This window comes from Hymenobacter terrenus (genome assembly GCF_000972495.1).
In the GTDB taxonomy this organism is placed as follows: domain Bacteria; phylum Bacteroidota; class Bacteroidia; order Cytophagales; family Hymenobacteraceae; genus Hymenobacter; species Hymenobacter terrenus.
Genome location: NZ_LATM01000042.1, coordinates 1 through 26,257 on the forward strand (window position 1 = coordinate 1; position 26,257 = coordinate 26,257).

The following is a 26,257-nucleotide window of genomic DNA, read 5'->3' on the forward strand; positions in this document are numbered from 1 at the left end:
CTGATGCTCTACTTCTGGTCGGCCTGGTAAATGGGAGGAGGTCAGTAACGAGAACCCCAAGACCAAAGAGGCGCTATCTAAGCCAAGAATAAGTGCAAATACATGAAGTCTTGGTGTTGCTATGGTTGCCACTGCATGCCAGTTGGAGATAATCTTTAACTCAATTATCATCAAATGATTACTACAAACTCGCGCCAACCTGGGTGATTTTTAATCATCAATCTCAATAGTTGCAATCATAGTCGCGGAAATTTTCACGCCGCTGGTCCGTTCCTGTTCTAGCACCCGTTTTGCCCACTCAGATACATATACCGCAGCCTATAAGGTTAAATAAATCCAAGCTCCGGTCAAGATGGGGTGCTAGCACAATCCGTTCCGGCAAGGCAAGAAGGGCAGGATAGTATTATATATGCAGGATAGTATTATATATAATATTATTTGTTTGCAAAGACGTATTGTTTCTTGTTTTTTAGCACATCACTACCGGAATAATACGTTGAACGTGTAAAATCAATAAAGTCCATCCCCAGTGGTTGGAGAAACACCAATGCGTACTCGTTCAACCCTTGTGGGTCGGGGGTCGAGCGTAACGGGAAACACATGCGTGATTCGGGTGTGAAAGGAGGACAATATAGCCAATGTTGCTCTTTTCATCAAAAAAGGAAACCATGACAACATTGGACCAAACGACAGGATATCAGTCAGCTTGGCGCGGGGTAGGACGCGAATGCAATTAATAGTCATCGCCTTAGCTTCATCGCTTAGGGGGACCTCCGTTCCATTGAAAAGGGCTGGTCGAATGGCGCTTAAAAAGACCTCGTCGCAGATTTCCACCTGCATGATGCCGTTGCGAATCCCAAGAATTTTGGGGTCCGAAGGAAGGGTTAATTTATAGTATCCAGTCATGGAATGGTAGGTACTCGTAAGTAGGAAGGCTTGTGGTTGAAAGCTTATGCAAGGCTTAATGAATAATATAATAATTGTTAAAATGTGGCCAATCATTAATTTGCATATGTAATATATCAACCTTAATAACCCTTGCCTTTAAAATATTGATTCATTCTTTGATAGGTGCCACTGTTGAGGATGCTATTAATTTCTGTTCTTAAACCTGATTGAATGCCATCGATGGCTTGTTTAGTCAACACCAGCTTTCTGTCTATCGATATCAATGAGTGTCTGTATATATGGATTATAAGAGTAATGAGAACCATGAAAAGGTGTGGGTAGCGAAACTAGATTTTTAGCAGTGGTTTGAACCCATTTCATTGATTTTAATTCAGTTTTTAATGCCTTGTAAATTTGGTTTGGAATAATGAGGTGGAAAATCGGAACATGAACCTTCTGTAATCGGCATCGTGTCCGACTTCAGCCCGCCACACAAGCCAGGGGAACAGCTTCCGCATCAAACACCTGTAAAAAGGGCGATTCCGAGCAATTGATAGGCTTCGAATTTGTCGTTGGCAATAATCACTGAATCAATTGATTAACTGCTTGGCGTATAAAACCGCCCTTTTGGAACAAGAACCCCTTCACAAGCCAAGGCCATTCCCAGCACTTTTTTCACTGCAGGGATAAGGCCGGTGTAGCGAGCTGAAAAGGAGTTCGTTTTGTGTTTGGTCTGATTCATAATAAAGTAATCATTCTGCCCAGTGCGTTGGGCGAACGATGACATCGTCCGCAGGTCGGGGCTGTCGCCGCAGGTAGGCACCTGCTTCCGGCGGAACCGGTCACCGGGTAGGTTCAGAGGGAATGGGTGCCCGCTCTGCGTCTGGCTCAATCCGACGAACTGGGCCTCCCAGCGTATTCACCAACACCAGTGGAAGCACCACAGCCAGGCAGTTGTTTGACACAAACAACACATTTAAGGAGAGGGCCGATCTATCTAATTTCCCGAGCACACCAATCTACTTGTTGAATAAGCGCATTTGTCTGGTCAATGAATCAGCACCGGTACCGACACCGCATTAGAAGCAATCTGTATAAAACCAGCGATACTCATGTGGCTACGAGCAAGGCGGATTCAGCAGTGGGCACGATGGCGGTCAGTGGCATGCGCAGGCTGACATGACAACCATTGTCATTATGGAAGCTTAGATGGCCGCGCAGCTGGCCGGTCAGCCCATATACTAAGCACAATCCTAGCGAGTTATTGGCTTGAGGCTGGAAGCTGTCGGGCAAGCCCACGCCATTGTCAGCCACTTCCAGCAGCAGTTCCGCTTCGGCTGCTTGCTGCAAGCTCACGCGGATGGTACCGGACCGGCCACCGGGAAAAGCGTACTTCAGCGCGTTGGTTACTAGCTCGTTCAAGATTAGCCCAAGGGGAACGGCTTGATCTACGTCCAGTTCTATCGGCTCGACCTCGACTACGCAGCGGACTCCCTTGTTGGGGCTGAGCATGGAGTGCAGGTAGTTTACTAAGGTTTGCACGTATTGGGCGGCTACTAGCTTGGCCAAATTATCTGACTGATACAAAAACTGGTGGATGAGTGCGACGGTCTGCACCCGGCTCTGGCTTTCCTTCAGGGCTGATAAGGCGGCGGGGTCGTGCAACTGTGCCGTCTGCGAATTGAGCAGGCTCATGATAATCTGCAGGTTGTTCTTGACGCGGTGGTGAATTTCCTTCAGCAGCCATTCCTTTTCTTCCAACAGCTTGCTTTTCTGGCCCAGCAGTCGCTCCAGCAACTCATTTTTCAGATTGATTTCAGCTTGCTTGGTTTCCAATTGACGATTGGCTTTCTGCTTAAGCCGGTAGCGGTTGTAGAGCAAGCCTAGCAGCAGCAGTAGCATAGCGGCCCCGCCCAACACTCCTCTGCGCAGCAAGGCTTCCTGCTGCAATCGGGCTTGTTGGAGCTGGTTGCGCTGATTGAGCCGCTCGATGTTCTGCTGCTGTTTGTAGGTATCGTACTGAACTTGTAATTCGGAGAGCTGCTTCGCACGTTGTTGATTAAACATCGTGTCTTTCAACGCAGTGTAGCGTTTAAAATTCGCTAGCGCCTCGGCGCCACGATTCTTAGCGGCGTATAAGCTATACAACTGCTCGTGGATTTGCATTTGGGTGAACAGCTCCCCAATCTTGACCGCCAACGACAAGGCCCGCTCCAACTCCACTTTGGCCAAGCCGAATTCACGCCGCTGATTATATAAGGAGCCTAGTGCCACCCGCGCTACCAATTCCCCCGATTGGTCTCCTATCTCTCGGAAGAGCGCCAAGCCTTGCTGCAGTAGTCTTTCAGCCAATGCCGTTTGCCCTTGCAGTTGGCGTATTCGTCCTATTTCTGTCGTGCTCAACGCAATCAGCTGTTTATCTCCTGCTTGCTCAGCCGATTGTAACGCTTGTTGAAAGTAAGGTAACGCCTTCTTGTGTTGCTTAAGTTGTAGATAAGTCGTTCCTATGTTGTGGTGGACTGAGCGCAACGCTAGGTAGTTTTTGGCCTGTTCAAACGCGCGTTTTACCCGGAACATATAAGTCAAACCTTTTTCATATTGTCCATTTTCCACGTATATGTGGCTGATATTTGACAAGACAAGAGCTACTGTTTCAGTATTCCCAATCTGCTCACTAAGCTTCAGCGCTTCTAGGTAGGACCGAAGAGCTAACGGGTATTGGTTTTGATGCCGATAAACTACTCCAATGCCAACTAGAGCGCTTACCGTCATCGGTTGGTCGTGGTGACGCCGGCTTAGCGCGAGCGTTTGCCGGTAATACGCCAATGCCTGCGGAAATTCTCCCTGGCTCACGTAGAGCTGCCCCATATTAGTCAGGCACCTGACTATCCCGGTAGTGTCTTTAATCGCTTGGTAGCGGTTCAGCGCTGTTTGAAGGTTTGTTTGCGCTTCCGGAAACTTGGCAAGTAGCAAGTACACGTAGCCAATGTTCTTGTAGGCTTCCGCACTACTCTTAGCATCGGGGAGTTGCTGCAATTGTAGCTTAAAGCTGGTCAAAGCCGCAGCATACTGCTGCTGTCGTATGTAAGCCAACCCTAACTGGCGGGCGCTACGGGCTAGCTTTTGCTTTTCCCCTAACAATCGGCTAAGAGTCACCCCGCGCGCAGCATAGGCTACTGCACTATCCGGATGGCTATTTGTGTAAGCCGCTGCCAGCCGGATGAGTAGACCCACCCGGCTGGTATCGGCCTTGCTATTTTTCAGCAGGAAGCGCAGACTGTCTGCTCCTGCGGGCGCCTGGGCAAAACTTACGCTCCAAACACCTACTACAAGATAGAGAGTCTTAAACCAATGATGGCTCTTTATAATCAGCATTTTATTCGAGGGTGTAGGTTAGTTCAACACGGTGCCGTGCCCGCGTATAAAACAAAGCTAATCAGTCAGGCAAGAGGATAGAGGTGTTGATTAATTATATTAATACTTAAAATATTATTCAAGGGTACTACACCATTCTGTAGCTAGCCATCGGCCCCTGCTTTTCGGATGTTCCCCCGAAATTTTGGATTTATAAATCCTTTTTGGAGTGAATAATGGCTTTGAAAAAGGAGGTGAGTTTTTGTGAAACTGCTTTATGAGCATTTAGAGGACGTTCTACCATTAAAAGGCCGCCGCCGCAAGTCTGTGGCACGGCGCTGGCACCAGTGTGTCAGGCTACGGTCGTGAGCAGAACATCGAAACCCTCGAAGGCTACACTCAGACTAAATCTGGCCTGATTCGGACGCCTAGCCTTGGGTCAGTTCTCTTCATTCAACACCTCATGGCAAACGAAATTCAACTGATCAACAAGCCGCAACCTCGGCGAAGAAGGGGCAGTTCTGCTGGTGCGCAAGCACAAAACCATTCCGGTCCTCGACACCTCGGGCGTGGAGGCCGATTTCTCCCTAATGTCTTTAGTAGAAAATCTGGTGCAGCGCGGGGCCGATGCCGGGCAGACAACGCAGGCAGCAGACATACTAGCGTCAAAAAACGATTACTGTATCACGTACGAAATCTACGTGGCTAGCGCTGCACTCGACTCCACGCCGCTCATGGTCCAACCGGCCCGCTCGTTCCGCGCCTTCAGAGAGGAAAACCAGACGGCCTTTTAGCACGCCGTGGTGCCTGCTTAAGCCCTTATAACCTTATTTTCATATGAATAGGCTAGCCATTTTTAAGGTTAAAGCAGGCATTGCTATGGCGCGAATGCTGCTGCTAGTCGAAGAAGAAGCACTTGCCTGGCGTAATTGCCTGGCTGTCATCCTTCGAGAGTTTTGTCTCACCAGCGAAACAGGCATACTACTCGACATTTTCGAGACCGACTCGGTGGTGGAGTTGGCCGAAGCCTTGCTCGAACTGCCCCTCCTGCCGGCCGGTCTACTCGAAGCCTACTACGATGACCCGTTCCCTTTTTACAATTGGGAGGAGCTGTTGGCCGAGGCCAATACAACACCCCCTGCCGTCTCCGCTTAGGCCTGGTACCGACAAGCATGGCCTTGGTTAAAAGTTTGGTCCAAAAGTTACAGGGCTGGCCCGCCCCGTTGAATCAGGATACCGGAAAGCTGTCAAAAGTCCCTTGAGGTACTTGGATTGCGGCTAGGGATTTTGGAGACCGTCTGTAGCGGTGGTAGCGGCTCGCTAGGAAGCATCGAGCAGGGGTTTTTGAAACCCCTCGTTTTTATAATTTGTGCTTGTCTATCAGTTTATTAGCTGAGATGATGTAACATCCGTACCAACCTTTTAACCAAGGTCCCTAGAGCGGCAGCCCCCTGCCTGGCCGGCAAAGAGCGCTACGATGACCAGCCGGTGATACGTTGGGCCCCCGTGAAGGTGCGCCTGGGGTAAAACGCCGAGGCCGCGGGGTACGTTCTACCCCGAAACGCCCGTCTAACTCCTTCCCATGCCCGCCCTCCTTGGCACCCTGCGCACGGGCACCAGCGGCATCGTCGTGCCCGGCCCCAAGGCCACCTTTCCGGCGGCTTACCAGGCGACGAGCCGCCTCACCTACTATGCCACCCTGTTTAACTCGGTGGAGATGAACAGCACCTTCTACCGCATCCCCCAGCCCAAAACGTTTGCGGCCTGGGCCGCGGAAACCGGCCCGGCGTTTGACTTTACCCTCAAGCTGTGGCGCGATATCACGCACACCAAGACGCTTGCCGAGGACCTCTCCGGCCTGGTCCGCTTTCTAGAGGCCGCACGCGCGTTGGGCACCAAAAAGGGATGCCTGCTCCTTCAGTTCCCGCCCAGCAACACCATTCGCCAGCTACACGCGGTCCGGGCCCTCTTGCAGGCGCTGGCAACTGCAGACCCCGCCCACGAGTGGCGCAAAGCGGTGGAGTTTCGCCACACCAGCTGGTATGCAGACGATGCGTTTGAGATGCTGGACCACCACGGCGCCAGCCTGGTGCTGCACGACAAAGGCCCCGCCCGCAACGCCCGGCTCAACGAGGGGGCCGACGTTGTCTATCTGCGCTTCCACGGCCCGCAGGGCAACTACCGGGAGTCCTACGAGCGCGACTTTCTGCACGACCAGGCCGAGCAGATACACGATTACCTCCACGAGGGGAAAGATGTGTATGCCTACTTCAACAATACCATGGGCGCCGCTTTTGAAAATGCCCAAGACCTGCACCGGCTGGTCGCGGAGCGGGCGTGAGCCGTACGACGCGCGTCCGGGGACAGGGGGCGCTGGTTTCCAGGGCCAGGTCGTGGTAAACCACGGCGCGGGCCTGTCTGGGTAAACCCTCGTGGCTGTTGCAGAAGCCTAGTAACGGCGACTGGAATCCGTTGATGAGCGATTCCGCCTTCAGAACGGCGGATGAAAACACCATTTGGGACCTTCTACATCGGTTACCCTACCTCGGGAACACAAGCAGATGGGTTCTGTAACAGCCACCCTCCTTGGCCTTGGTTAAACGGTTGGTCCAAAAGTTAAGTGGGCTGCCTTTGCTTGCTTAAATCACCGGTTGCCGAAACGGTGAAGATGGGAGTGGCTTGGTGTGCATTTTCACCAGCTGGGCCCACGGGAGGAAATGCCCTGGCTTGCGCGGCACCTGGCTTGCGCGGCAGTAGTAGCGCGGCATGTCCAAGCAGATAGCCGGCATCGAGTGCATACGTTTCCCTCCGGCGCCATCCTGCTCGATAGCTGGTGCCGTCACTAGCTATCGGTGCTTCCGTTCGAAGAACGGATTCCACGCCTCACTCCTTATTAATATGCACGCCTGGAAACTACTTTCACTTGCCCGCACACGGGGCAAAGGGGGCTATCGTATACAGAGCTCTTTTATGGGGTCAGGATTAAGTTGGTTAGCGATTGGTTTCCAGCGCATCGCCCACGCGCCGGGCTAGTCCCACCAGATCGTCGCGACGAGCCAGCACGGCCCGCCATTCTGCAGGAATGGCGGCCTCTTTGTCGTAGGTAGATTCCTGCCAGCCCAGCCCAGGACTTTACCCGCGCCGTGAACCTTTCCGCGGGATGGCCTCTTGATACCCATTAGACCCGGCCGCAAAGCCAAGTGCGGGTTCGTATCCCATTGGCACCCTGAACAAGCAGTACCGTTCCCGCATGAGACAGCTCAAAATCAGCAAACAGATTACCAACCGCGAAAGCCAGTCCCTGGACAAGTACCTGCAGGAGATTAGCAAAGTGAGTATGGTGTTCATCGACGAGGAAGTCGAGCTCGCCCAGCGCATTCGCGAAGGGGACCAGATGGCCCTCGAAAAGCTGACCAAAGCCAACTTGCGCTTCGTGGTCTCGGTGTCCAAGCAGTACCAGAACCAGGGCCTGACCCTGGGCGACCTCATCAACGAGGGTAATCTGGGGCTGATTAAAGCAGCGAAGCGCTTTGATGAGACGAAGGGATTTAAATTCATTTCCTACGCCGTGTGGTGGATTCGGCAGAGCATTCTGCAAGCCTTGGCCGAGCAGAGCCGCATCGTGCGCCTGCCCCTGAACCGGGTGGGCTCGCTCAACAAAATCAGCCGCTCGTTCTCGGAACTGGAGCAAAAGTTCGAGCGCGAGCCCTCGCCCGATGAGATTGCCGAGTTGCTGGAACTGAGCACCTCCGAAGTGGCAGACACGCTGAAAATCGGGGGGCGTCACGTCTCGATGGATGCGCCCTTCGTGCAGGGCGAGGAGAATCGGCTGCTCGACGTGATGGAGAATGCGGATGCAGAAAGCCCGGATGCTGGTTTGCTAAATGACTCCCTGCGCCGGGAGGTCCAGCGGGCCCTCTCAACCCTGACCATGCGTGAAGCGGACGTCGTGACGCTCCACTTCGGGCTGAACGGCCACACGGCGCGGACGCTGGAGGAAATCGGTGAGCAGTTCAGCCTGACCCGCGAGCGGGTGCGGCAGATTAAGGAAAAGGCCATTCGCCGACTCAAGCACACCACGCGCTCGAAAGCGTTAAAGCCGTACCTGGGCTAGTGGTTGTGGTTAACCCGATGGCTTATTTCAGTCTAAGAAGCTGTTTAAGTTAGCGTGGTGAGTCGTCGGATGTTGGCCAGGTAGAGCCAGGCATTGGCGTGCGGTGTTTTTCGTTCATAATCTTTTGCCAAGCGGCGATTCGTACCAGCCCAGGCAATGCGGCGTTCCACCACCCAGCGCTTTGGCGTGGCTGAAAAAGCGGCCGTTGTCGGCCACCACGCCCCTGGGCACGTGCGCCTGCACGCCCCGGCCCGCCACGTGCTGGCGGAAGCGGCGGACGAAGCCGCCGTCCACGAACACCGTGTGCAGCCGGTCGAGCAGCTTATTATCCAGCGCCAGGGCGTCCCAGACGCGGGCAGCCGTGGCCCCATCGTGGCAATGGGCCGCTACCACGCAGCAGGCGAGCAGCTTGCCCAACGTGTTCACCAGGAAAAAGCGCTTGCGGCCCTTGCTGCATTTACCCGCATCGTAGCCCACGAGGCGGGTGCTGGTGGCCGTGTTTTTCACACGTTGGCGGTCGAGAATGGCCGCGGGGGGCGGGGCGTTGTTTTTATCCGCTCGCGTGCCGCCACCGTTAAACAGCCGCTGACCCGCTGCCAGCTGCCATCGGCGGTCCACTCCACCTCAAACGCTCTCGTCTAACTAGACCACCTCACCTCCAGTAATGGTGTTGGTTAAAAGGGTGGTACACGGCCCAGCTTCACGAGCACGTGCAAGCCTTCTTGTTGGCCGACCACCAGGCCCAGCGACGCCAGCGGCTGCGCGGGCTCCCCCCGCACGAATTTGGGGGCGTGCACGGGCAACAGAACCCGGCTATCTTTACCCGTGACTCGGCCCAGCTCACCCTGGGACTCCCCCCCTCGCATAAGTACCGAATGGATAGGCGAAATTTTATGGAGCGGTTCGTGTTTACATCCGGCGGCTCCTGGTTAGCAGCGCGGTCCGCAACGGAATCTTGTTCCTCGGCAAAAGCAGATTGGTACCGACATAGCGCGGCCGAAGTAGCGCATCCGGCCTGCGCTTTTCCGGAGGGAAAACGCCTTCCTTTGGGGTGGAAAGCGTTTCCGGTTTCTGCGCAAGGAGCAGCCACTATCCTGCGATTTACCAGCCTCCCTACTCGGGTCCAATCTGCTTGGCTGCGTATCACGGCGGCCCTCGATTTTCGAGAAGAAATAACCGTTACGGCTTCTTTACCGGATAGCAGCAGAGAACTCGGACGCTTTGTGATCCGCTATGCGCATCCTTTTCAACCTTTTGAAATGCCCCTCGACCTGACGTGGGCGCAAGAAATCAATCGACAGGGGATTGCGTTGCGGATGACACAAGGACGGCAGGATGGATGGTTTTTTCTGCCGGATCCGACCCGTACGGATAATGCGGGGTTGCAGCCCCATTTGTTAATCGGAGAAAACGCCCATCCAGAACGAGCCTTCCGGCAAAATCTGCTGTCGATGAATTCGTTTAGTCCCTTTGGCTGGCTGGGAGGCAACGTGCAGGATGCCTTGTGGGAAATGGCGCAAAGAGGCGATAAAAGCGCCTTACGGACCTTAGAAAAGCACCTCAGCGCTTATCTAGACCCCGTGCAAGGCGTGGTGTTTGAAAGTCCGATGACCGAACCACGCGATGGCACCTTCAACAGCATTGAAGATTTCCTGCCCTTTGCCGCCATCGTGGGCTTGTACCCCCAGCATCCGTCGGTCTCGTCGGCCCTTGGCTATTTGCAGTTGAAAGCAAATCGGGAAGGACTGATGGTCAGCGAACAGGATATCACGACAGAAGGATGCTACACCATCGCGTATCCGCTGGCCGCCATTGCCGCGCAGCGCCATGATTTGGTGCTTGCCCAAACGGCGCTCCGGCAATTGAATGGCCGTACCCGGTTGCTGACCACCCCCCAAACGATCTTTCAACGGGCCTCCTTGGAGGGCCACCAAAGCTACCCCAACTGGGGCCGGGGCGTGGCCTGGTATTTACTCGGAACCATTAAAACCCTGGCCGTACTGAAACACTTTCGGCAGCAGGAAATAACGGGGAAAAAAGAGGTGGAAGAAGCGTTTCGTCGGGCGGCAGTGCAGGTTAGCCGGTGGCAGGATCCGGCCGGCCGGTGGGGCAGCTTCATTGACCGCCCCGAAACCGGTACCGACACTTCGGCCACGGCAGGTATTGCCTGCGCCTTCGTGTGGGGCGTTCAACTGGGCCTGCTGAATCAGTCCTACCTGCGAAGAGCCCGACAAGCCAAGGCTTCGCTGCAAGCGTACCTGACGGCCGATGGTTTCCTGACGGGGGTTTCACAAATCAACCGGGGTGGGGAAGCGTTACAGGCCAGCGACTATCGGGTTATTTCTCAGTTTGGCATGGGATTGCTAGCGCAACTAGACTGCCTGCTGAAAAGTTAGTCGTTACTCTGCCCGTGATCTTCACGCCCGTCTTCGTCGTGGGCTCGGTAGGGAAGGCTCTGTTTGTTAAACTCGCTTGGCTCTTCCGCACCTAGCCGTTCGGAGCAGGAAAGGACTACGACGGCTTGACGTTGGCCGCAGGTGCGCGGGCACCTTGCGACGGGGGGCACGGGGAGATCAAGCCGCCACTCTCGTCCTGGTCCCGTCAAGCAACCTACTCAGGGGCGAAAGCGGATCAGGTGGTCCACGTAGCCGCTCGCAAACGTCCGCTCTGGTTCTTCTGGGCGCTCCCGTTTGCGTATACGGTTTACCTCGGGGCCACCTCGCGCTAGCAATCGCGGTTCAACGAAAGGTAAGTACCCGGTCGAGTCTGACCGGGTATGTTTTTGTGCGCGCTCGTTTTTAAGATCCGATAATGTTTACTTATCACACCTTATAATTTCTGAGTATATTTGACCACTTGGAGTCGCGTTTTACTCCTTATATATATAGGTCGCATGGAAAAGTCGTCTGAACTCTCGATTCCTGGTAACGTGTCGACCGCACTGGCGCAGCTGGCCGAGCACACCTCGCGCTATGTCGAGGCCGGGTTGAGCGGCGCGGCCAACACGGTGAAAGCGTATGCCGGGGATTGGAAACGCTTTGGACTCTGGTGCGCCGAGCACGGGTTGGAGCCGCTGCCGGCGTCGGTGGAAACGCTGGCGGGATTCGTGACCCACCTGGCCGAGACGAATAAGAAAGTGGCGACTATCCAACGGCACTGCGCGGCCGTAGCCAAGGCTCATGTGTTGCGCGGATTTGACTCACCTACGGACGACAAGAAGTTTAAGGTGCTCATGGAAGGCATCGCCCGCGTTAAGGGCGTGCGGCAGAAACAGGCGCCGGCATTTACGCTGGCCAACTTCAAGCGTACGGTTAAGAGTATCGACGGCAAAACACTAGCTGGTTTGCGCGACCGGGTGATTTTGTTGCTCGGCTTTACGGGGGCGTTTCGCAGGTCCGAGCTGGCGGCGCTAAATATTGAGGACTTGTCGTTTTCGGAAGAAGGATTGATTGTGAACCTAACTAAGAGCAAAACCAACCAGTATAGTGCTGCCGAGGAAAAAGCTATTTTCTATTCGCCTGATTTCAAGTTGTGCCCGATTCGAACATTGGAGACTTGGTTAAAGCGGTTGGACCGTACCACGGGGCCTGTATTTGTATCATTTCGGAAGGGTGAACGGCTTACAGAGCGACGGTTGACCGATAAGCACTTAAACTTGATTGTGCAGCGCTACCTTGGGCCGAAGTATTCAGCACACTCGCTTCGAGCGTCTTTTGTGACAGTAGCTAAATTGGCTGGGGCAGATGACTCCGAGGTAATGAATCAGACGAAGCATAAGACGAGCGAGATGATTAGGCGCTATACTCGGCTTGACAATGTCCGTCAACATAATGCAGCTCAGAAATTAGGGCTGTGATTTATCCAAACTTTCAAGAATGAAACGTTCGGCTTAATGCGAAGTAAGCACAGTGTATATAATCAACCATTAAAACCATACCTACTCAATGGCAGATAATCCTAATCCCGAAGCAAGCTCAAAGCACCCTAAGGATAAAAGTAAAACAGAACTGCCTCACTGTGGAGTCATTATGCCAATTAGTGGCACTGCTGAGTATCCAGCAAGCCATTGGGCTGATATGCTCCAGCTAATACAAGAAGCAGCTAAAGATGCCAAGTTTACCTGCGAGATAGTTAGTGCTACGGGCCGTGATGACATCATTCATGCTAGCATTGTCACCAATATCTATCAGAATGAGATAGTTGTGTGTGATGTCAGCAGTCGTAACCCAAACGTCATGCTAGAATTAGGGCTACGCTTGGCATCTAAACTACCTGTTATCATCATTTTTGATGGAGAGGGCAACTATCCGTTTGACATTGGCACCATCCGCTATCTGCGTTACCGCAAGGATATGCGCTATTATGACATCAACAAGTTTAAAAATGAGTTGACCGCTAAAATCTTAGAAGTACAAGAATCCCATAAGAAGGGTACTTATAAATCATTTCTTAGTCACTTCAAAAATGTCGATTTTGATTTAGATAGTATCGGAACTGAAACGCAGACACTTAAGGAATTTTTAGGAAGCATCGATGAACGTCTTGCTAACATGGAGCAGTCCAAGAAAAACTCCTCAATTAGCAATGCCAATATCTTATATAAACGAGCGCCTAGGATTCAATTGGCAGAAACGATAGTTGATAGCATGAGAGAGTTTATAGCCAAAAATCCGATTTTCGCTATTTCTACGGACAAGGATTATTATACCCTTGTCAATCATTTAAAGCGAACACATAGCACGTTAGACCCAAAAAATCCTAAACTAAAGAACAACATATTGGAGACTTTCCAAGTGTTACAGGATGAAGACAATGATTTGCCATTTTAGCATATCTGTACCAACACGCACGGCAGCCTTTTACTATGCGGGTTGTTACAGATGTATTAAAGCTTTGGCTTTAATACAATTAAAACTCTTGTTTAAGTATTGGTGTGGTGCCTAAATGGCTTGCTAAATGAGAATAGGCAAGGCAGCAAGGGTATCGTAGCCGCAAGGAGCTTTTTTAGCTAATATCTACCGGCTGACCTTGCGGAACAGCCGTTGATTCGTTCAATTCATAGTACTCGCACTGCGATTTCATAAAACCAATTAAATGGTCTAAGTCGATGTTATGCCTGTAGTAATCGACCGGATTAATAACTATTATTAATTCATCACAATGGGTTTGATAGCCCAAGGAAGCTATGAATGACAAAATAATTTCCTTAATTACCTTTTCTCTTGACATTTTCAGTCTGCCCATACCTGTACCCAAAACAGGAATCGATAAAGTATCTTTTGTTCCAGAAGAAGCTATATACACCCACAATTCACCAAGAGCATTTCGCAAGTCTTCATTTGTGGTGCTTGACCGGTTACTTGAGTTCAGCGATGAGTTAGCGAGAAAATAAATTTGTTTCGAGCCCACCGTAACTGGAATAACGCTACCAACCTTATATACATCGGGAGAAGCACTAATCAATAGCTTAGGATTTATCCCTCCTTGTTTAATGACTCCGTCAATTTGGTCTTGCAGTTGTTTAGCGACACCATTAAATAACTTTGAAACTAACGCTTTTAATATGCTTTTATAAATAGGCAAATTACCTAATGGGTCAACTATAAACCTGTTATTAATAGGCACAATGACGGACTCATTGCTTAATAAGTCCCCCAGCTGGATTGCGACGTGAACGTCTCGTCCATTAATTCTAAACCTGAATTTGCGCTTTGGCCAACTAGTGAACAGTGTGTAAAGGAGCACACCGATAGCAAACACCCACCAAAATGATTGTAGCTTATTGCTGAAATCCTGCTTGCCGAAAAAAGCGAGCATTTCGACAACACCCCATGTTGCTCCCATGGAAGCGAATAGCCTTTCAAACAGTTGGAAAAGTCGAAATTGCTTCCAATAAAATGTAAGCCAGCCAATAGCGGAATCAAACATAAAGCCCTAGCGATGTGTAAATGGCTGGTTCTATATAGCACGGCCCACTCCGCCCTTCTCGCTTCATCTTTCTATGACTCTCTTCCCAATGTTCAAGAGCATATTGCAGAATTTTCGAGTTGAAGCTAATATGAAGTGCCAAGTTATCCTTTAAAACAAATGGGCACCTGTCCGAATCAAACCAACGAGTGTTGTTTAAATTGACACAGATTATTGGGATGTCCATCTTAATGGCCTGTTCAATTTCCCACTTCACAAATTTGTGGTGATACTTAGTTTTGTCCCCAATAAGTAGGATAAACTCTCTGGTATTCTGTAACCTCTCCCTGAGCCTAAGCTTGATTGTATCTTCATTGCTGAAAGACATTATATTATTAATGTCGTGAGCATCAAAGAAACTAAAACTACTGTAGTCATTCTGCTTCCATGCAGTCATGAGCCTATAGTAGTGAATATCATTAGTAGCGTCAAAAGCAACGTAAGTCTTGTTTCTGTATGCCATTGCGTTCTTTATTAATGAGTCGTTAAGGATTCAGCAAACGCTAGGCATCAACCGTTGGTAGTGTCGCTGTATATACCCGATGGGCTAGTGTTGGCTGGCGCTGGGACAGAGGCTGGCTGACTACGAACTGGAGGCGGAAGCGTGCTCAGCAAGTCTTGAGGGGATGGAACGGCTGCTTTAGGAGCGACTTGCTTAATGTTCCGGTCGAAATACTCTTTGGAGGTTCTTTTGGCCATGGTTACTCGGCTGATTTGGTTGCGGTGCTGGAGGTGGTGGCCGGCTGCGAAGAGGGCGGCGGGGGCGTTGTCAGGAGTGAGGATGGTGCAGCAATGCCCCGTATTGAATCGGGTTGGCTTGCACGGTCAGGCTTAGTAGCTGAGGCCTGCGGAGTAGTAGGCGGAGTTTTCGACATTGTTACGACGTTTAAGAGGACAAAAAGTATGAAGCAGCCTATGCCAGCAGCGACAGAAAGGAAAGACCAATTGTTGAGGCGGTGAACTTGAGCATTGCCCCTATGAAACATAGTGCTCCAAGTATCGCAGTTGGCCTGATTGATGGGCTGCAGGGATTCGTGACACTCTAGATAATGCTGATGCAGGCTCCGGCTGGCATCGTGACTTTCGGTGGCTTTGCGGTAGGAGAATAGATTAATGAGGAGAGCTCCTGCGAAAAAAAGCCAAGTACAGAGCAGCAAGGGCACAAAGAATGAGTTGGTGACCGAGGCAATGTCTTTGGCGAAGGTGAGCGTGAGGGCCAGCCCACCGCCAGCGATGTACACCACCTGCTTGTCGAACTCTTGGCTTGACAGCTTGTGCAGTTCGGTACTCAGGGCAATCTTTTCTTGTATCTGCCTAGTGTAGCTATCAGCTGGCGGGGTGGCATCGGGCATGAGGCAACACGAAGTAGAATGATGGACTGGTATAGAAGGCTCTGGTAGCACCTCTATCCGCTGTGAAGGACGTTAGCAAACGTACTAATAGTGTTAGCGAAGTGGTGCAGCTTACTCGTAATATCTTGTACCTACTTCGCAGCTTGTTACATTTACAATCCTCCCTACAACTACCCATGTGTAAATCTTGTGGGAGCTTCTGTTGATATCTGCTGGACTATTTGATTTTGAGCACACTACTATTTGACCGGGTGCCCCGGCCGCAGGTTTTTGAGGATAACTTATGGGCGGCGGCCGACCGGCTGCGCGCCAAGAGCAACCTAAAGGCGAGTGAGTATGCGGCCCCGCTACTGGGGCTGTTCTTTTTGCGGTACGCTACTAACCGATTTGAGAAGCTGAAGCCGGAGGCGGTGCGCAGCTGGGAGGAGAAGCAGCAGGGGCGCAACTCGGAAGAGCTAGCGCAGAGCTACGTGCGGGTGATTGGCTTTGTGGTGCCGGAAGAGGCCCACTACGACCGGACGCTGTTGCAGCTGAGCGGGACGGATAACGCGCAGGAGAAAGTGATTGAGGCGATGGATGCCTTTGAGGACGCCAACCCGGATGCGGGCATCGTGTTGCCGAAGGCTGACTACCGGAAGATACCGAATGACGTGCTGCGCGGGATTCTGGCGGAAATTGCTTCGCTGCGGGTGGCGGAGGGAGACGTGTTCGGGAAGATTTATGAATACTTCCTGGGCAAGTTTGCGTTGAGCGAGGGCCAGAAGGGCGGGGAGTTTTACACGCCGACGTCGGTGGTGCGGCTGATTGTGGAGATAATGGAGCCGCACACGGGGCGCATACTGGACCCGGCTTGTGGCACGGGGGGCATGTTTGTGCAGTCGGCCAAGTTTATGCGCAGCCACGAGGAGGCCGGGCACCTGTCGATATACGGGCAGGAGCAGAAGGGCGAGACTACGATGCTGGCGCGGCTGAACCTGTTTGTGAACGGGCTGAAAAGCGACATTCGGAACGTGAGTTCGTCGCTGTCGGCGGGGGTGTATGAGGATGACTACGCCGACACCAAGGGCAAGTTTGACTACGTGATGGCCAACCCGCCATTTAACGTGGACNACGTGATGGCCAACCCGCCATTTAACGTGGACGGGGTGAGTGCGGCGGATATCAACGGGCACCCGCTGTTTACGACCTACGGGCCGGCGCTGGCGGCGAAGGGCAAGGGCAAAACGGCCGATGCTTACGGGAATGCTAATTACCTGTGGGTGTAGCTGTTTGCTACGGCGCTGAATGAGACGGGGCGGGCGGGCTTCGTGATGGCCAACTCGGCGAGTGATGCGCGGGGCGCGGAGGCAGAGGCGCGGGCCAAGCTGGTGAACGACGGGATGGTGGACGTGATGGTGACCATTGCGTCGAACTTCTTCTACACGGTGACGCTGCCCGTGACGCTGTGGTTTCTGGACCGGGCCAAGACGGACACGGCGCACCCGCGCCACGGCCAGACGCTGTTTATTGACGCGCGGCGGGTGTACCACCAAGTGACGCGGAAGCTGCGCGAGTTTACAGAAGCACAGCAGCAGAACCTGACTTCCATTGTGTGGCTGTATCGGGGCGAAACAGAGAGCTTTCAGGCGCTGCGGCAGCGCTATTTGGAGGCCATGGCGACGTGGCGCGACACGGAGGTAACGGACCCGGACTTTGAGCCGGCGCGCACGTACCGGGGACTGGCGGCGCATCGGCAAGCATACGCCGCGGCGCTGGTTGGGTTGGCCGGCGTGGTGGTGGATTGGCGCGAGGGCGTGCGCTTGCTCCTGAGCAAGGAGGCAGAGGCGGCGCTGGCCTCGCATCCAACCTGGGCGAAAGACCTAACAGAACTGGCGGAGCTAACAGCCGACACATTGGCGACCGACAAGGCCGGGCTGGTGGCGCTGAGCCAACGGGCCGAGGCGTTGGTAAACTTTGCGGATAAGACGTTGCGGCCGGCCAAAGACAAAACCTGGAGCGGGGCCAACCTGCGCGGGGGACTGCGGCAAGTGCTCGACGACTTGAATTCGCTGCTGTTTGTGACAGAAAGAGTGGGCTACTTTGCAGCGCAGCTGGCGTGGCTAGACGGGCATTTCCCGAATGGCGAATACCGCGACGTGGAAGGGCTGTGCTACCTAGCGAGCCAAGCCGACATCGCGGCGCAGCAATACTCGCTGAACCCGGGGCGCTACGTGGGCGTGGCCCTGGACGATGACGGGCGCACGCCGGAGGAATTCCGCGAGTTCGTGGAAACGCAAGCGGACGAACTGGCGCGGCTGCACGCGGAAGCCGATGCGCTGCAAAGCGAGATTGTGCGCGACGTGAAACTGTTATTTATGGACGTTTTGCGGGAGGAGCTAGCGTAATGTGGACTAACGATAAAATAGGGAATCTATGCTCCGTTGGGGATGGGGCACATGCAAGCATTGAGAGAACAGAAGCCGGAGTTTTGTATCTGTCATCCAAAAACTTCAAAAAAGGAAGTCTTGATTTGTCAGAGGTAGACTATATATCACCCTTTGACTACAGCAGGCATTTTAAAGAAACTAAAGCCGTAACGAAACCAACACAAAACGACCTGCTACTTGGCATCATCGGGTCATTGGGCTCACCTTATCTTGTCAAAGAAGGTGAGGTAATTGGCATTTCTAGTAGTGTTGCAATCATAAGACCTAAAAGTCAAATAGATGCTCGATTCCTGTATTATCACCTCACTTCAAGCTGGGTTCAGAATTACATCGAGGCAATCAAAAGTGGTGCAGCGCAGGGATTCATAAGCTTAGAAATGCTTAAGTCTATTCCGGTCAAATTTCCCTGCTTACCCATGCAACAGCAAATTGCGGCGGTACTGGGGCGCTACGATGCCCTGCTTGAAAATTATCGTGTGCAGGTGGCGACGCTGGAAAAACTAGCCCAAGAACTGTATCAGGAGTGGTTTGTGCGAGGGCGTTGCCCCGGGGCAGAAGCGGGGAGTACAGGGGAATTGCCTACGGGGTGGGCGCGGGTGAAATTCACCGACGTTATTTCCGTGCAGTCGGGCGGCACTCCGAAGACTAGCGAACCAAATTATTGGGATGGAGAAGTTTATTGGTTCAGCCCGGGCGATGTAGAAAATTCTTACTATGTCCTTACCACCAATAAAACGATTTCGGAGGAAGGTTTGAAAAACTGCAATTCCAAACTATACCCTGTAGACACAGTCGTTATCACGGCGCGGGGCACAGTAGGAAAGTGTGTAATGCTGGGGCGACCTATGGCTATTAACCAGTCAAACTATGCGCTGGTCGGGCGTAGCGTGTCGCAGTATTTTACGTTTTTCAAGACCCTTGAAATGGCCGAAGGGCTACAAAAAGAGGCAAATGGTGCGGTGTTTTCGACCATTACCACTGATAATTTTGAGCGGGCCGAAATACTGGTGCCTGATGCAGAATCATTAGCAGTATTTGACAAACTGGTTGCACCCATGTTCGGGGCAATTCGAAACTACTTGGAGCAAAGCGAAGCTCTCCGTGCCACCCGTGACGCGCTGCTTCCACGGCTGCTGAGCGGCCAACTACTTCCCTCTCCTACACCTGCTGCTATTGCCTAATTCTACCGCCTTGCTATGGCCTTTATTTCCGAAGACGACATTGAAAACGCCTGCGTCAAGGTGCTCATGGATGAGCTGGGCTATGACGAGAAACTGAACCTCTACAAGCTGCACCAGCAGGAAGAGGCGAAGGCCAATGAGCAGTTTGGGCGAGCGGACACGCGGGGCGTGGTGCGGCTAGGGCAGCTGGCGGCCAGCCTTACGAAGCTGAACCCGCACGCGCCAGCGGCGGTGCTGAAGGATGCGCTGCGGGTGCTGACCGAGCCGCGGACGGGCAACCTGTATGAGCGCAACAAGGTGCTGACGGAATTGCTGCAACAGGGCCTGACCCTGGACGGGGCAAAGAATGCCAAAGGCGAAGCTGTGAAAACGCTGGTGCGGTTTATGGATTTTGAACATCCGGCTAACAACCACTTTTCGGTGGTGCAGCAACTTACTATAAAAGGAAAAACGAACCGGCGGCCGGACTTGCTGGTGTTCGTGAACGGGCTGCCACTGGTGTTTGTGGAGCTGAAAAACGCGACCGAGGACACGCGCCAGGCCTACGACAAGAACCTAACCGACTACCGACGCGACATTGGGCAGCTGTTTGATTACAACCTGGTGGTGGTGCTCTCGAATGCCTACGTGACCAAAGTGGGCAGCCACACGGCCGATTGGGAGCAGTTCTTTAACTGGGAGAAAGCAACCGACGAAAACGAGGCGGTGGTACCGAAAGAGGAAACCGACATTGAGCGGGTGATGCGGGCGCTGTTTCGGAAAGAAACGCTGCTAGACTTGCTGCGCAACTTCGTGCTGTTCTATGCCAACCGGGCCAAGATTGTGGCCAAAAACCACCAGTATCTGGGCGTGAACAACGCCGTGGCGGCGCTGGTGGGCCGGCAGGAGCTGGCGGGCAAGCTGGGGGTGTTCTGGCACACGCAGGGGTCGGGCAAGAGCTTTTCGATGGCTTACTTCGTGCAGAAGGTGCGAAACACGGTGAGCGGAGGCCTGAACCTGAAGTTTGTGCTGGTAACGGACCGGGACGATTTGGAGGACCAGCTGTGGAAGACGTTTGGGCGGAGCGAGCTGCTGGACCCCAAGCACAAGACGCGGGCGAAGAGTGCGGCCCACCTAGGCGAACTGGTGAAGGCCGGGGCGCCGGTAGTGTTCACGCTGATTCAGAAGTTTAAGAACCCCACGGGCAAGGGCGGCGGTAAGTTCCCGAAGCTGACGGCACGGGGCGAGGACTACGTGGTGCTGGTGGATGAAGCGCACCGCAGCCAGTACAAGGACCTAGGCGACAACATGCGGCGGGGGTTTGAAGGGGCATCGTACCTGGCCTTTACGGGCACGCCCCTACTCGATGCAGTGGAGACAACCAAGGAATGGTTTGGGGGCTACGTGAGCCAATACAACTTTCAGGAAAGCGTGCTGGATGGCTCGACAGTGCCGCTGTTCTACCACAACCGGGTGCCGCAGATGGTGCTGCAGAACGACGCGCTGAACGAGGAGTTCATGACCATTATGGAAGATGAGAGCCTGAGCGAAGAGCAGAAGGAGCGGCTGACGCGCAAGTATGCGAACCTGATGACGGTGATAACCGACAGTGACCGGCTGGATTCGGTGGCGCAGGACATTGTGGGGCACTTTCCGAACCGGGGCTACCTGGGGAAGGCCATGGTGGTAAGCATCGACAAGCCCACGGCCGTGAAGATGTACGACAAGGTGAAAGCTCGGTGGGGGCTGCGCCTGAAAGAAATACAGAGTCAGATTTACGCCGCGGCGGCGGGCAGCTCTGAGCGACTGGAGCTGGAGCGGCTGCGGAAGTGGATGAAGGACACGGAAATGGCGGTGGTCGTGAGCGAGGAGGCCGAGGAAGAAACTAAGTTTCTGGGCCTCGGGCTGGACATACGGCCGCACCGGGCGCTGATGAACAAAACCTGGGGCGATGAGCACCTGACGATAGAGGACCGGTTCCGCGAAGCCACCGACCCGCTGCGGCTGGTGTTTGTGTGCGCCAAGTGGCTGACGGGGTTTGACGCGCCGACGGTGTCGACGCTGTATCTGGATAAGCCGCTGCAAAATCATACGCTGATGCAGACTATTGCGAGGGCCAATCGGGTGGCGGTAGCGCTGGACGAGGCCGGCCAAGTGGCCACGGACAAGACGCTTACGCCGATTGGGAAGATGAGCGGGCTGGTGGTGGACTACTACGGGCTGATGGCCGGCGGGCGGCTGGAAAAGGCATTAGCGAAGTATGCGCGGGCCAAGAACACGGAGGATGGCGACAAAGTGGACTACCCGGCCGAGGACTTCGAAATGCTGTTGGGCTACCTGGACACGTCGATTGGCGAGGCGGTGAAGTTCTTGGATAAGCAGGGACTGAACCTGGCGGAGGTGCTGGATAGCAAGGAGACGTTTGACAAGCTAGGCCAGCTGGACGACATGGCGGATGCGTTGTCGAAAACGGAGGAGTTAAAAAAGGAGTTTTCAGTGTACCAGACGGCGGTAACGTCGTTTTACCAGGCGTGCAAGCCGGATATTCTGACGGAGGAACTGCTGAAAGGCGGCGGGGCTTACCTGGGGCAGTACAGGCGCACGAAAGACGCGCTGGAATACGTGCGGCGCATCATCGGCCGGCAACAGGATAACAGCGGAGACTTCGACGGGGCCCGTGCCAAGGCTGATTCTTTGATAGACGAGGCCATTGTGGCGCAGGGCGGCGGGAAAGGCTACCAAATTGACGGGCAGGGCCAGGAAATTAACTTGAGCGGGCTGGACCTGAAAAAGCTGCAGGAACGGTTTAAGGAGCGGCCGCACAAGAACCTGGCGATAACCGACATGGTGGACTTTCTGCAGAATCGGACGCAGCAGCTGGTGAACCGGAATGTGGGGCGTGTTGACTTGTCGCAGAAGCTCCACGATATTATTCAGCAGTATAACACGGCCAGCAGCGACGTGGAGGCTTTTTTCGCGGCGTTAAAGGACTACGCGGAGAAGCTGCGCGACGAAGAGAAGCGGTCGGCGGCGGAGGGACTGAGTGAGGAAGAGCTTGAGATTTTCGACCTGCTGTTTGTGGGAGAATTGAAGCCGGCCGAGAAGAGCAAGGTGAAGCTGGCAGCGCAGCATCTGTTGGCGAAGCTGCGGGACAACGAAACTAAAAAGGCAGTGCTTACGTCGGACTGGCACAAGAACCCGCAGCTGCAAATGAAGGTGCGTGAAATGATTGGCGGCGTGCTGGATGATGATTTACCAGGCAAGGATGAAGGATATCCGAAGCCAGTATTTATCGAGAAGCGCGACGCGGTGTATCAGCATCTGTTGAGTTTGGCGGCGCTGGGGGTGAGGTATTGGGCGTGAGGAGCAGTTAAAAATAACTTGATTTTTTATTAACATGAATCCGGAACAACGCAAAGGCCACAATGAAAATGAGCGGCTAGCTCAATGGGCTATGTTAGCTGGTGTTGTAGTTGCAATCATCGCACTCATAGTTGTACCGCAAACATGAGATACCAAGCCCAGTTGGTGGCTTACCTACGGAGCCAATACAGGTGTGATTGGTGATACAATAGGCGGAATTGCTGGACCCATATTAAATTTTGCCGGTTTGGTAGTGGTTTACTACTCCTTACGTGAGCAGATTAAAACGAATAACTATCAGTTTGAGCAATTATGAAAAGAGAACCTGCGTAATCGCAACGAGCAAGAATTTGAACTGACGTTCAAATTAGTTGAGCGTTTTCTTGAGGCTGTAGAACGCCAGCATCTATTATTCACTGAAGCATTAGCAGTAAATAAGCGGGTTACAAGTGGGAAGGCAGTAACCTCTTCAGAGTCTGAAGGTGGTTATAAACTAGATGGCATCGATGAGTTGACTCATTATCTACGACAAGCTCACACATTGATACAGTTCTTTGAAATTATTTCACAACGTTTTGGGGGCGAACAGCTTACTGGCAAGCAAAAACTGGTGCTAATTGACTTGTTGGAGGTGGGATATGGTGCAAGATTAAGGATGGTGTTAGCAGACTATCAATCTGCCTATAAGGAACAGCAATTAAAAAGCCGACCATTAGAACTGTATCAATTATTGGAAGGCCAAAACGTTGCTATTTATAAACTGCGTCAAGCTGCAGAGAGTCAAGCAGGGATAGACAACATTCCCTATGGAGACCCTGAAGCTTAAGATGATATTATTCACAAAATTTGAAAACCGCTGTATATGAGAGCAAATGGTGTGAAACTACTGACAATGCTGGAAGGACTGCGCCAGTTTACTATTCCCATTTATCAGCGTCCTTACAGTTGGCTGAAAGAAGACTGTAAGAAGTTGTTTGATGACGTGCTGGACGCGGGGAAAGATGAAACCAGAGTTAGCTACTTCATTGGTTCAGTAGTGTACTATCAGGACGCAGCCCACGCCATCGGCACCGTACCGCAGTCGCTGGTGATTGATGGGCAGCAGCGTCTTACTACAATGGTGTTGATGCTGACTGCCATAGCGCGCTACCTTGAACAGAACGACCAGCCGCTGCGGGCTCTCACTAGCAGTGAAAAAATCCGCGAATATTACCTAACCAATAGGCTGGAATACGGAGACTTATTTCAACGGCTGTTGCTGACGCGGCGGGATAAGGACACGTTAATAAGCGTGGTGAGCGGGCACCCTCTGCCAAATGACTTTTCGCAGCGGGTACAGAGCAACTTTGAATTCTTTCTCCAATCGGTGAACGGCGACAACGTCCGGGCGCTGTGGGCCGGCATCAACAAGCTAATGGTAGTTGGCGTGGTGCTGGAACCAGGCGTTGATAACCCCCAATTGATTTTTGAAAGCCTAAACTCTACGGGTAAGCCCTTGGGCCAAGCTGACCTAATTCGAAACTACGTTTTCATGAGCCAACAGCAGGCAACGCAAAATGACCTGTACGAACGGTTCTGGTTTCCAATGGAACGCGCGTTCGGTGCGAACTATGCTGCCATGTTCAATGAATTCATGCGGGACTTTCTGACAATGAAGAAAGGAAAACTGGTGAATATTGATACCGTTTATTTGACTTTTAAGGAGGATTACGCACAGGGCCGGGTTGGTGCTGAGCAGGTGGAGGATTTAGTACGGGAACTGTACAACCATGCTACCTATTACGTGCGGCTGCGCCAACCTGAAAGGGAGGAACACCCTCCCTTGCGCGCAGCTTTGCTGAAACTGCGAGAATTTGGAGTTTTGGTAGCCTACCCCTACTTGCTTGATGCCTATGCAGCGTGCGTAAGTGGAAGCTTGACGAAGGACGAGCTGGCGGAAGTAGTGCGGATGATTGAAGTATACGTGTTGCGCCGAGCGGTGTGTGACCTTCGTACTAATACCCTGAACAGCACTTTTGCAAGCTTCGGGCGGCAGATAGACCGGAGCAACTATCTGGCTAGTGTAGGAGCCCAATTTAGGGGATTGAGCTACCACCGGCGCTTTCCAACTGATTGGGAATTCAGAGCAAACTTCATCGCACGCAACGCCTACAATGCTTCGCGTACACTCCGCTATTTGCTCGACCATTTAGAAAACTACGGACGTAAGGAACGGGTGGAAATCGGAAATTACACGATTGAACACATTATGCCACAAAACAGCAACGTCTCGCCTGAGTGGAGGGAGGAGCTCGGCGAGGAATGGGAAGAGGTACATGCTACTTATTTGCACACAATCGGCAATCTGACACTTACCGCCTACAACCCGCAACTCAGTGACAAGCCGTTTGCAAAAAAGCTAACGATGGAAAACGGCTATTTAGACAGTCCAATTCATTTGACAAAGTCGGTTGTTTCGGAACCCAAATGGGACAAAAGCGCCATTTTAAGGCGGGCAGAATTGCTTGCTGACTTGGCAGTCCGAATATGGCCTATGCCCCAATCAGTAGCCGCAATGCCAGATTCGGGCGACATAGCTTTAGATGACGATGAGGGAGAAGAGGAAGTAGATTTGTTTGCTACAGCTCCATCATCAACTGAGGCGGCGAGTTAGGCGAAAGATGCGTGAGTATGTAACGGTTACATGGACAAAATGGCGCTACGACGACTTGCGAATTCCTGACGCACAGGATGGGTACGTGTATTTAGTAACGCATCGAGGCCGACGCAAATACATAGGTCTTGCTTATTATCAGACGGCCGCAAAGCGCATCAGCACGAAGTCCCATATCCGAGAGAAGTACGGTGACATTATTGACCAGGTATTTATCTGGATTGGTCAAGTCGCTGTTGCCCGAAAATCATTTAGCTATTTGACAAGAAGCAGAATTGAATCCATTGAAGCTCTGCTGATTCACATGAATCAACCCGAGGATAATGTTTCCTTTAAAAGGAATTATGGCCGGCGGCCGAACTTAACGGTGTATTCTCGGGGGTGCCCTTACCTACTCCCAACGGTATGGGCGGTAGAACGAGTTTGCTTTCCGGCAGTAGCTCGGCCGCTGGTATGATATTAAAGCTGATTGTGATAGTTGGATACGGCTTTGAGGTCGGAGAAAAACACCTCTTCGCATAGAGCAAGCTGCAATGACTTCGTCAGTCGCGCCGTTTCGATGCTTGGCCGTATTGAATAGGATGGTGTCGGTGGTTGCGGTGCCGTCCTTGTACTCGGCGATGTTGTAGTAGTATTCGCCACGCCATAGGAAGACGATGCAATCAGCGTCCTGCTCCAGACTGCCTGACTCGCGCAGGTCCGAGAGCAGCGGGCGCTTCTCTCCTCCCTTTTTTCCACGTTGCGGGAAAGCTGACTAAGGGCTATGACGGGGGCGTTGAGCTCATTAGCCAGTTCCATGAGGCCGCGGCCGATGCAGCCAACTTCCTGTTCTCGGTTGCCTTTGGTGTCGCCGCGTTATGGTTAGACAGTTAAAGAATGTTAGTACCGACAATGAACGATTATCGGTACTAAGATGAGGTGGCTATTAGGCCTGCTGAGGTGGTCTAGCTAAGCCGGACAGAGTAGGGACGTGGTTTGAA

The 26,257-nt window shown here is 52.7% G+C and carries 22 protein-coding genes and 1 pseudogene; 13 read left to right on the forward strand and 10 right to left on the reverse strand.

The genetic code is table 11. The features are described from left to right. Positions 1 to 510 precede the first annotated feature (510 nt). The 4 genes and pseudogenes from WX88_RS31035 to WX88_RS32225 form a co-directional block, all read right to left on the reverse strand. Positions 511 to 906: a hypothetical protein gene (locus WX88_RS31035; protein WP_197076929.1), complete on the reverse strand. Its 396-nt coding sequence runs from the start codon at positions 904 to 906 to the stop codon at positions 511 to 513. A gap of 580 nt (positions 907 to 1,486) precedes the next feature. After that, positions 1,487 to 1,630, reverse strand: a complete 144-nt coding sequence (locus WX88_RS30510; protein ID WP_156176412.1) for a hypothetical protein — start codon at positions 1,628 to 1,630, stop codon at positions 1,487 to 1,489. Positions 1,631 to 1,998: 368 nt separating this feature from the next. Then, positions 1,999 to 3,213, reverse strand: a complete 1,215-nt coding sequence (locus WX88_RS32220) for a sensor histidine kinase (protein WP_231590783.1) — start codon at positions 3,211 to 3,213, stop codon at positions 1,999 to 2,001. Between the two features lie 102 nt (positions 3,214 to 3,315). Next, positions 3,316 to 4,263: pseudogene (locus tag WX88_RS32225) on the reverse strand (tetratricopeptide repeat protein); the annotation flags it as partial. Between the two features lie 506 nt (positions 4,264 to 4,769). Between WX88_RS32225 and WX88_RS24555 the strand changes: the two are divergent. The 4 genes from WX88_RS24555 (at position 4,770) to WX88_RS24570 (ending at position 8,356) form a co-directional block, all read left to right on the forward strand. Beyond that, positions 4,770 to 5,036 carry a hypothetical protein gene (locus tag WX88_RS24555; RefSeq protein WP_046247081.1) on the forward strand — a complete coding sequence of 89 codons (267 nt, stop codon included), beginning with the start codon at positions 4,770 to 4,772 and terminating at the stop codon, positions 5,034 to 5,036. A gap of 43 nt (positions 5,037 to 5,079) precedes the next feature. Then, positions 5,080 to 5,397: a hypothetical protein gene (locus tag WX88_RS24560; protein ID WP_046247082.1), complete on the forward strand. Its 318-nt coding sequence runs from the start codon at positions 5,080 to 5,082 to the stop codon at positions 5,395 to 5,397. A gap of 427 nt (positions 5,398 to 5,824) precedes the next feature. Beyond that, positions 5,825 to 6,583, forward strand: coding sequence for a DUF72 domain-containing protein (locus WX88_RS24565; protein WP_046247083.1), 759 nt, complete (start codon positions 5,825 to 5,827; stop codon positions 6,581 to 6,583). Between the two features lie 909 nt (positions 6,584 to 7,492). Then, positions 7,493 to 8,356, forward strand: a complete 864-nt coding sequence (locus tag WX88_RS24570; RefSeq protein WP_046247084.1) for a sigma-70 family RNA polymerase sigma factor — start codon at positions 7,493 to 7,495, stop codon at positions 8,354 to 8,356. Between the two features lie 114 nt (positions 8,357 to 8,470). Here WX88_RS24570 and WX88_RS31045 read toward each other — a convergent pair whose 3' ends face one another. Both WX88_RS31045 and WX88_RS31870 read right to left on the reverse strand, forming a co-directional pair. After that, positions 8,471 to 8,974, reverse strand: coding sequence for a transposase (locus WX88_RS31045; protein ID WP_046247085.1), 504 nt, complete (start codon positions 8,972 to 8,974; stop codon positions 8,471 to 8,473). 56 nt (positions 8,975 to 9,030) lie between these two features. Continuing rightward, entirely contained in the window at positions 9,031 to 9,153 is a 123-nt protein-coding gene (locus WX88_RS31870; RefSeq protein WP_262489861.1) for a hypothetical protein, read from the reverse strand. A 96-nt stretch (positions 9,154 to 9,249) separates the two neighbouring features. On the opposite strand from WX88_RS31870, the gene WX88_RS29690 reads away from it, so the two are divergent. The 3 genes from WX88_RS29690 to WX88_RS28290 all read left to right on the forward strand — a co-directional run bounded on the left by WX88_RS29690 (position 9,250) and on the right by WX88_RS28290 (position 13,185). Then, entirely contained in the window at positions 9,250 to 10,752 is a 1,503-nt protein-coding gene (locus tag WX88_RS29690) for a glycoside hydrolase family 88 protein (protein WP_197076931.1), read from the forward strand. Between the two features lie 497 nt (positions 10,753 to 11,249). Further along, positions 11,250 to 12,212, forward strand: a complete 963-nt coding sequence (locus WX88_RS24590; RefSeq protein WP_046247088.1) for a site-specific integrase — start codon at positions 11,250 to 11,252, stop codon at positions 12,210 to 12,212. Between the two features lie 88 nt (positions 12,213 to 12,300). Then, complete coding sequence (locus WX88_RS28290) at positions 12,301 to 13,185, forward strand: hypothetical protein (RefSeq protein ID WP_156176414.1); 885 nt, start codon at positions 12,301 to 12,303, stop codon at positions 13,183 to 13,185. A gap of 175 nt (positions 13,186 to 13,360) precedes the next feature. Here WX88_RS28290 and WX88_RS24600 read toward each other — a convergent pair whose 3' ends face one another. From WX88_RS24600 to WX88_RS24610, 3 genes are all read right to left on the reverse strand, one after another. Next, positions 13,361 to 14,284 carry a macro domain-containing protein gene (locus WX88_RS24600; RefSeq protein WP_046247089.1) on the reverse strand — a complete coding sequence of 308 codons (924 nt, stop codon included), beginning with the start codon at positions 14,282 to 14,284 and terminating at the stop codon, positions 13,361 to 13,363. Next, positions 14,277 to 14,786 (reverse strand): TIR domain-containing protein, encoded by a 510-nt coding sequence (locus tag WX88_RS32230; RefSeq protein ID WP_046247090.1) that lies wholly within the window; start codon positions 14,784 to 14,786, stop codon positions 14,277 to 14,279. The genes WX88_RS24600 and WX88_RS32230 overlap by 8 nt, the downstream gene beginning before the upstream one ends. 238 nt (positions 14,787 to 15,024) lie before the next feature. After that, positions 15,025 to 15,675 (reverse strand): hypothetical protein, encoded by a 651-nt coding sequence (locus WX88_RS24610; protein ID WP_046247091.1) that lies wholly within the window; start codon positions 15,673 to 15,675, stop codon positions 15,025 to 15,027. Positions 15,676 to 15,926: 251 nt separating this feature from the next. On the opposite strand from WX88_RS24610, the gene WX88_RS24615 reads away from it, so the two are divergent. From WX88_RS24615 to WX88_RS24635, 6 genes are all read left to right on the forward strand, one after another. Further along, entirely contained in the window at positions 15,927 to 16,940 is a 1,014-nt protein-coding gene (locus WX88_RS24615) for a type I restriction-modification system subunit M (protein ID WP_449404336.1), read from the forward strand. 15 nt (positions 16,941 to 16,955) lie between these two features. Beyond that, a complete protein-coding gene (locus tag WX88_RS28295) occupies positions 16,956 to 18,059 on the forward strand; it encodes an SAM-dependent methyltransferase (RefSeq protein WP_262489862.1) in 1,104 nt (367 codons plus the stop codon). An 83-nt stretch (positions 18,060 to 18,142) separates the two neighbouring features. Next, positions 18,143 to 19,282: a restriction endonuclease subunit S gene (locus WX88_RS24620; protein WP_231590784.1), complete on the forward strand. Its 1,140-nt coding sequence runs from the start codon at positions 18,143 to 18,145 to the stop codon at positions 19,280 to 19,282. 15 nt (positions 19,283 to 19,297) lie between these two features. Further along, positions 19,298 to 22,624, forward strand: a complete 3,327-nt coding sequence (locus tag WX88_RS24625; RefSeq protein ID WP_046247092.1) for a type I restriction endonuclease subunit R — start codon at positions 19,298 to 19,300, stop codon at positions 22,622 to 22,624. 541 nt (positions 22,625 to 23,165) lie between these two features. Continuing rightward, positions 23,166 to 23,450 carry a hypothetical protein gene (locus WX88_RS24630; RefSeq protein ID WP_046247093.1) on the forward strand — a complete coding sequence of 95 codons (285 nt, stop codon included), beginning with the start codon at positions 23,166 to 23,168 and terminating at the stop codon, positions 23,448 to 23,450. A 66-nt stretch (positions 23,451 to 23,516) separates the two neighbouring features. Next, positions 23,517 to 25,277 (forward strand): DUF262 domain-containing protein, encoded by a 1,761-nt coding sequence (locus tag WX88_RS24635; protein ID WP_197076932.1) that lies wholly within the window; start codon positions 23,517 to 23,519, stop codon positions 25,275 to 25,277. Between the two features lie 391 nt (positions 25,278 to 25,668). Here the strand turns inward: WX88_RS24635 and WX88_RS32235 are convergent, their stop codons facing one another. Next, positions 25,669 to 25,986, reverse strand: coding sequence for a DnaB-like helicase C-terminal domain-containing protein (locus tag WX88_RS32235; RefSeq protein ID WP_394331764.1), 318 nt, complete (start codon positions 25,984 to 25,986; stop codon positions 25,669 to 25,671). Positions 25,987 to 26,257 lie beyond the last annotated feature (271 nt).

Excerpts from the sequence above, each read along its gene's own strand:
- WX88_RS31035 (WP_197076929.1), bottom strand. The coding sequence starts at position 906 with ATGACTGGATACTATAAATTAACCCTTCCTTCGGACCCCAAAATTCTT.
- WX88_RS30510 (WP_156176412.1), bottom strand. The coding sequence starts at position 1,630 with ATGAATCAGACCAAACACAAAACGAACTCCTTTTCAGCTCGCTACACC.
- WX88_RS24560 (WP_046247082.1), top strand. The coding sequence starts at position 5,080 with ATGAATAGGCTAGCCATTTTTAAGGTTAAAGCAGGCATTGCTATGGCG.
- WX88_RS24565 (WP_046247083.1), top strand. The coding sequence starts at position 5,825 with ATGCCCGCCCTCCTTGGCACCCTGCGCACGGGCACCAGCGGCATCGTC.
- WX88_RS24570 (WP_046247084.1), top strand. The coding sequence starts at position 7,493 with ATGAGACAGCTCAAAATCAGCAAACAGATTACCAACCGCGAAAGCCAG.
- WX88_RS29690 (WP_197076931.1), top strand. The coding sequence starts at position 9,250 with ATGGAGCGGTTCGTGTTTACATCCGGCGGCTCCTGGTTAGCAGCGCGG.
- WX88_RS24590 (WP_046247088.1), top strand. The coding sequence starts at position 11,250 with ATGGAAAAGTCGTCTGAACTCTCGATTCCTGGTAACGTGTCGACCGCA.
- WX88_RS28290 (WP_156176414.1), top strand. The coding sequence starts at position 12,301 with ATGGCAGATAATCCTAATCCCGAAGCAAGCTCAAAGCACCCTAAGGAT.
- WX88_RS24600 (WP_046247089.1), bottom strand. The coding sequence starts at position 14,284 with ATGTTTGATTCCGCTATTGGCTGGCTTACATTTTATTGGAAGCAATTT.
- WX88_RS32230 (WP_046247090.1), bottom strand. The coding sequence starts at position 14,786 with ATGGCATACAGAAACAAGACTTACGTTGCTTTTGACGCTACTAATGAT.
- WX88_RS24610 (WP_046247091.1), bottom strand. The coding sequence starts at position 15,675 with ATGCCCGATGCCACCCCGCCAGCTGATAGCTACACTAGGCAGATACAA.
- WX88_RS24625 (WP_046247092.1), top strand. The coding sequence starts at position 19,298 with ATGGCCTTTATTTCCGAAGACGACATTGAAAACGCCTGCGTCAAGGTG.
- WX88_RS24635 (WP_197076932.1), top strand. The coding sequence starts at position 23,517 with ATGCTGGAAGGACTGCGCCAGTTTACTATTCCCATTTATCAGCGTCCT.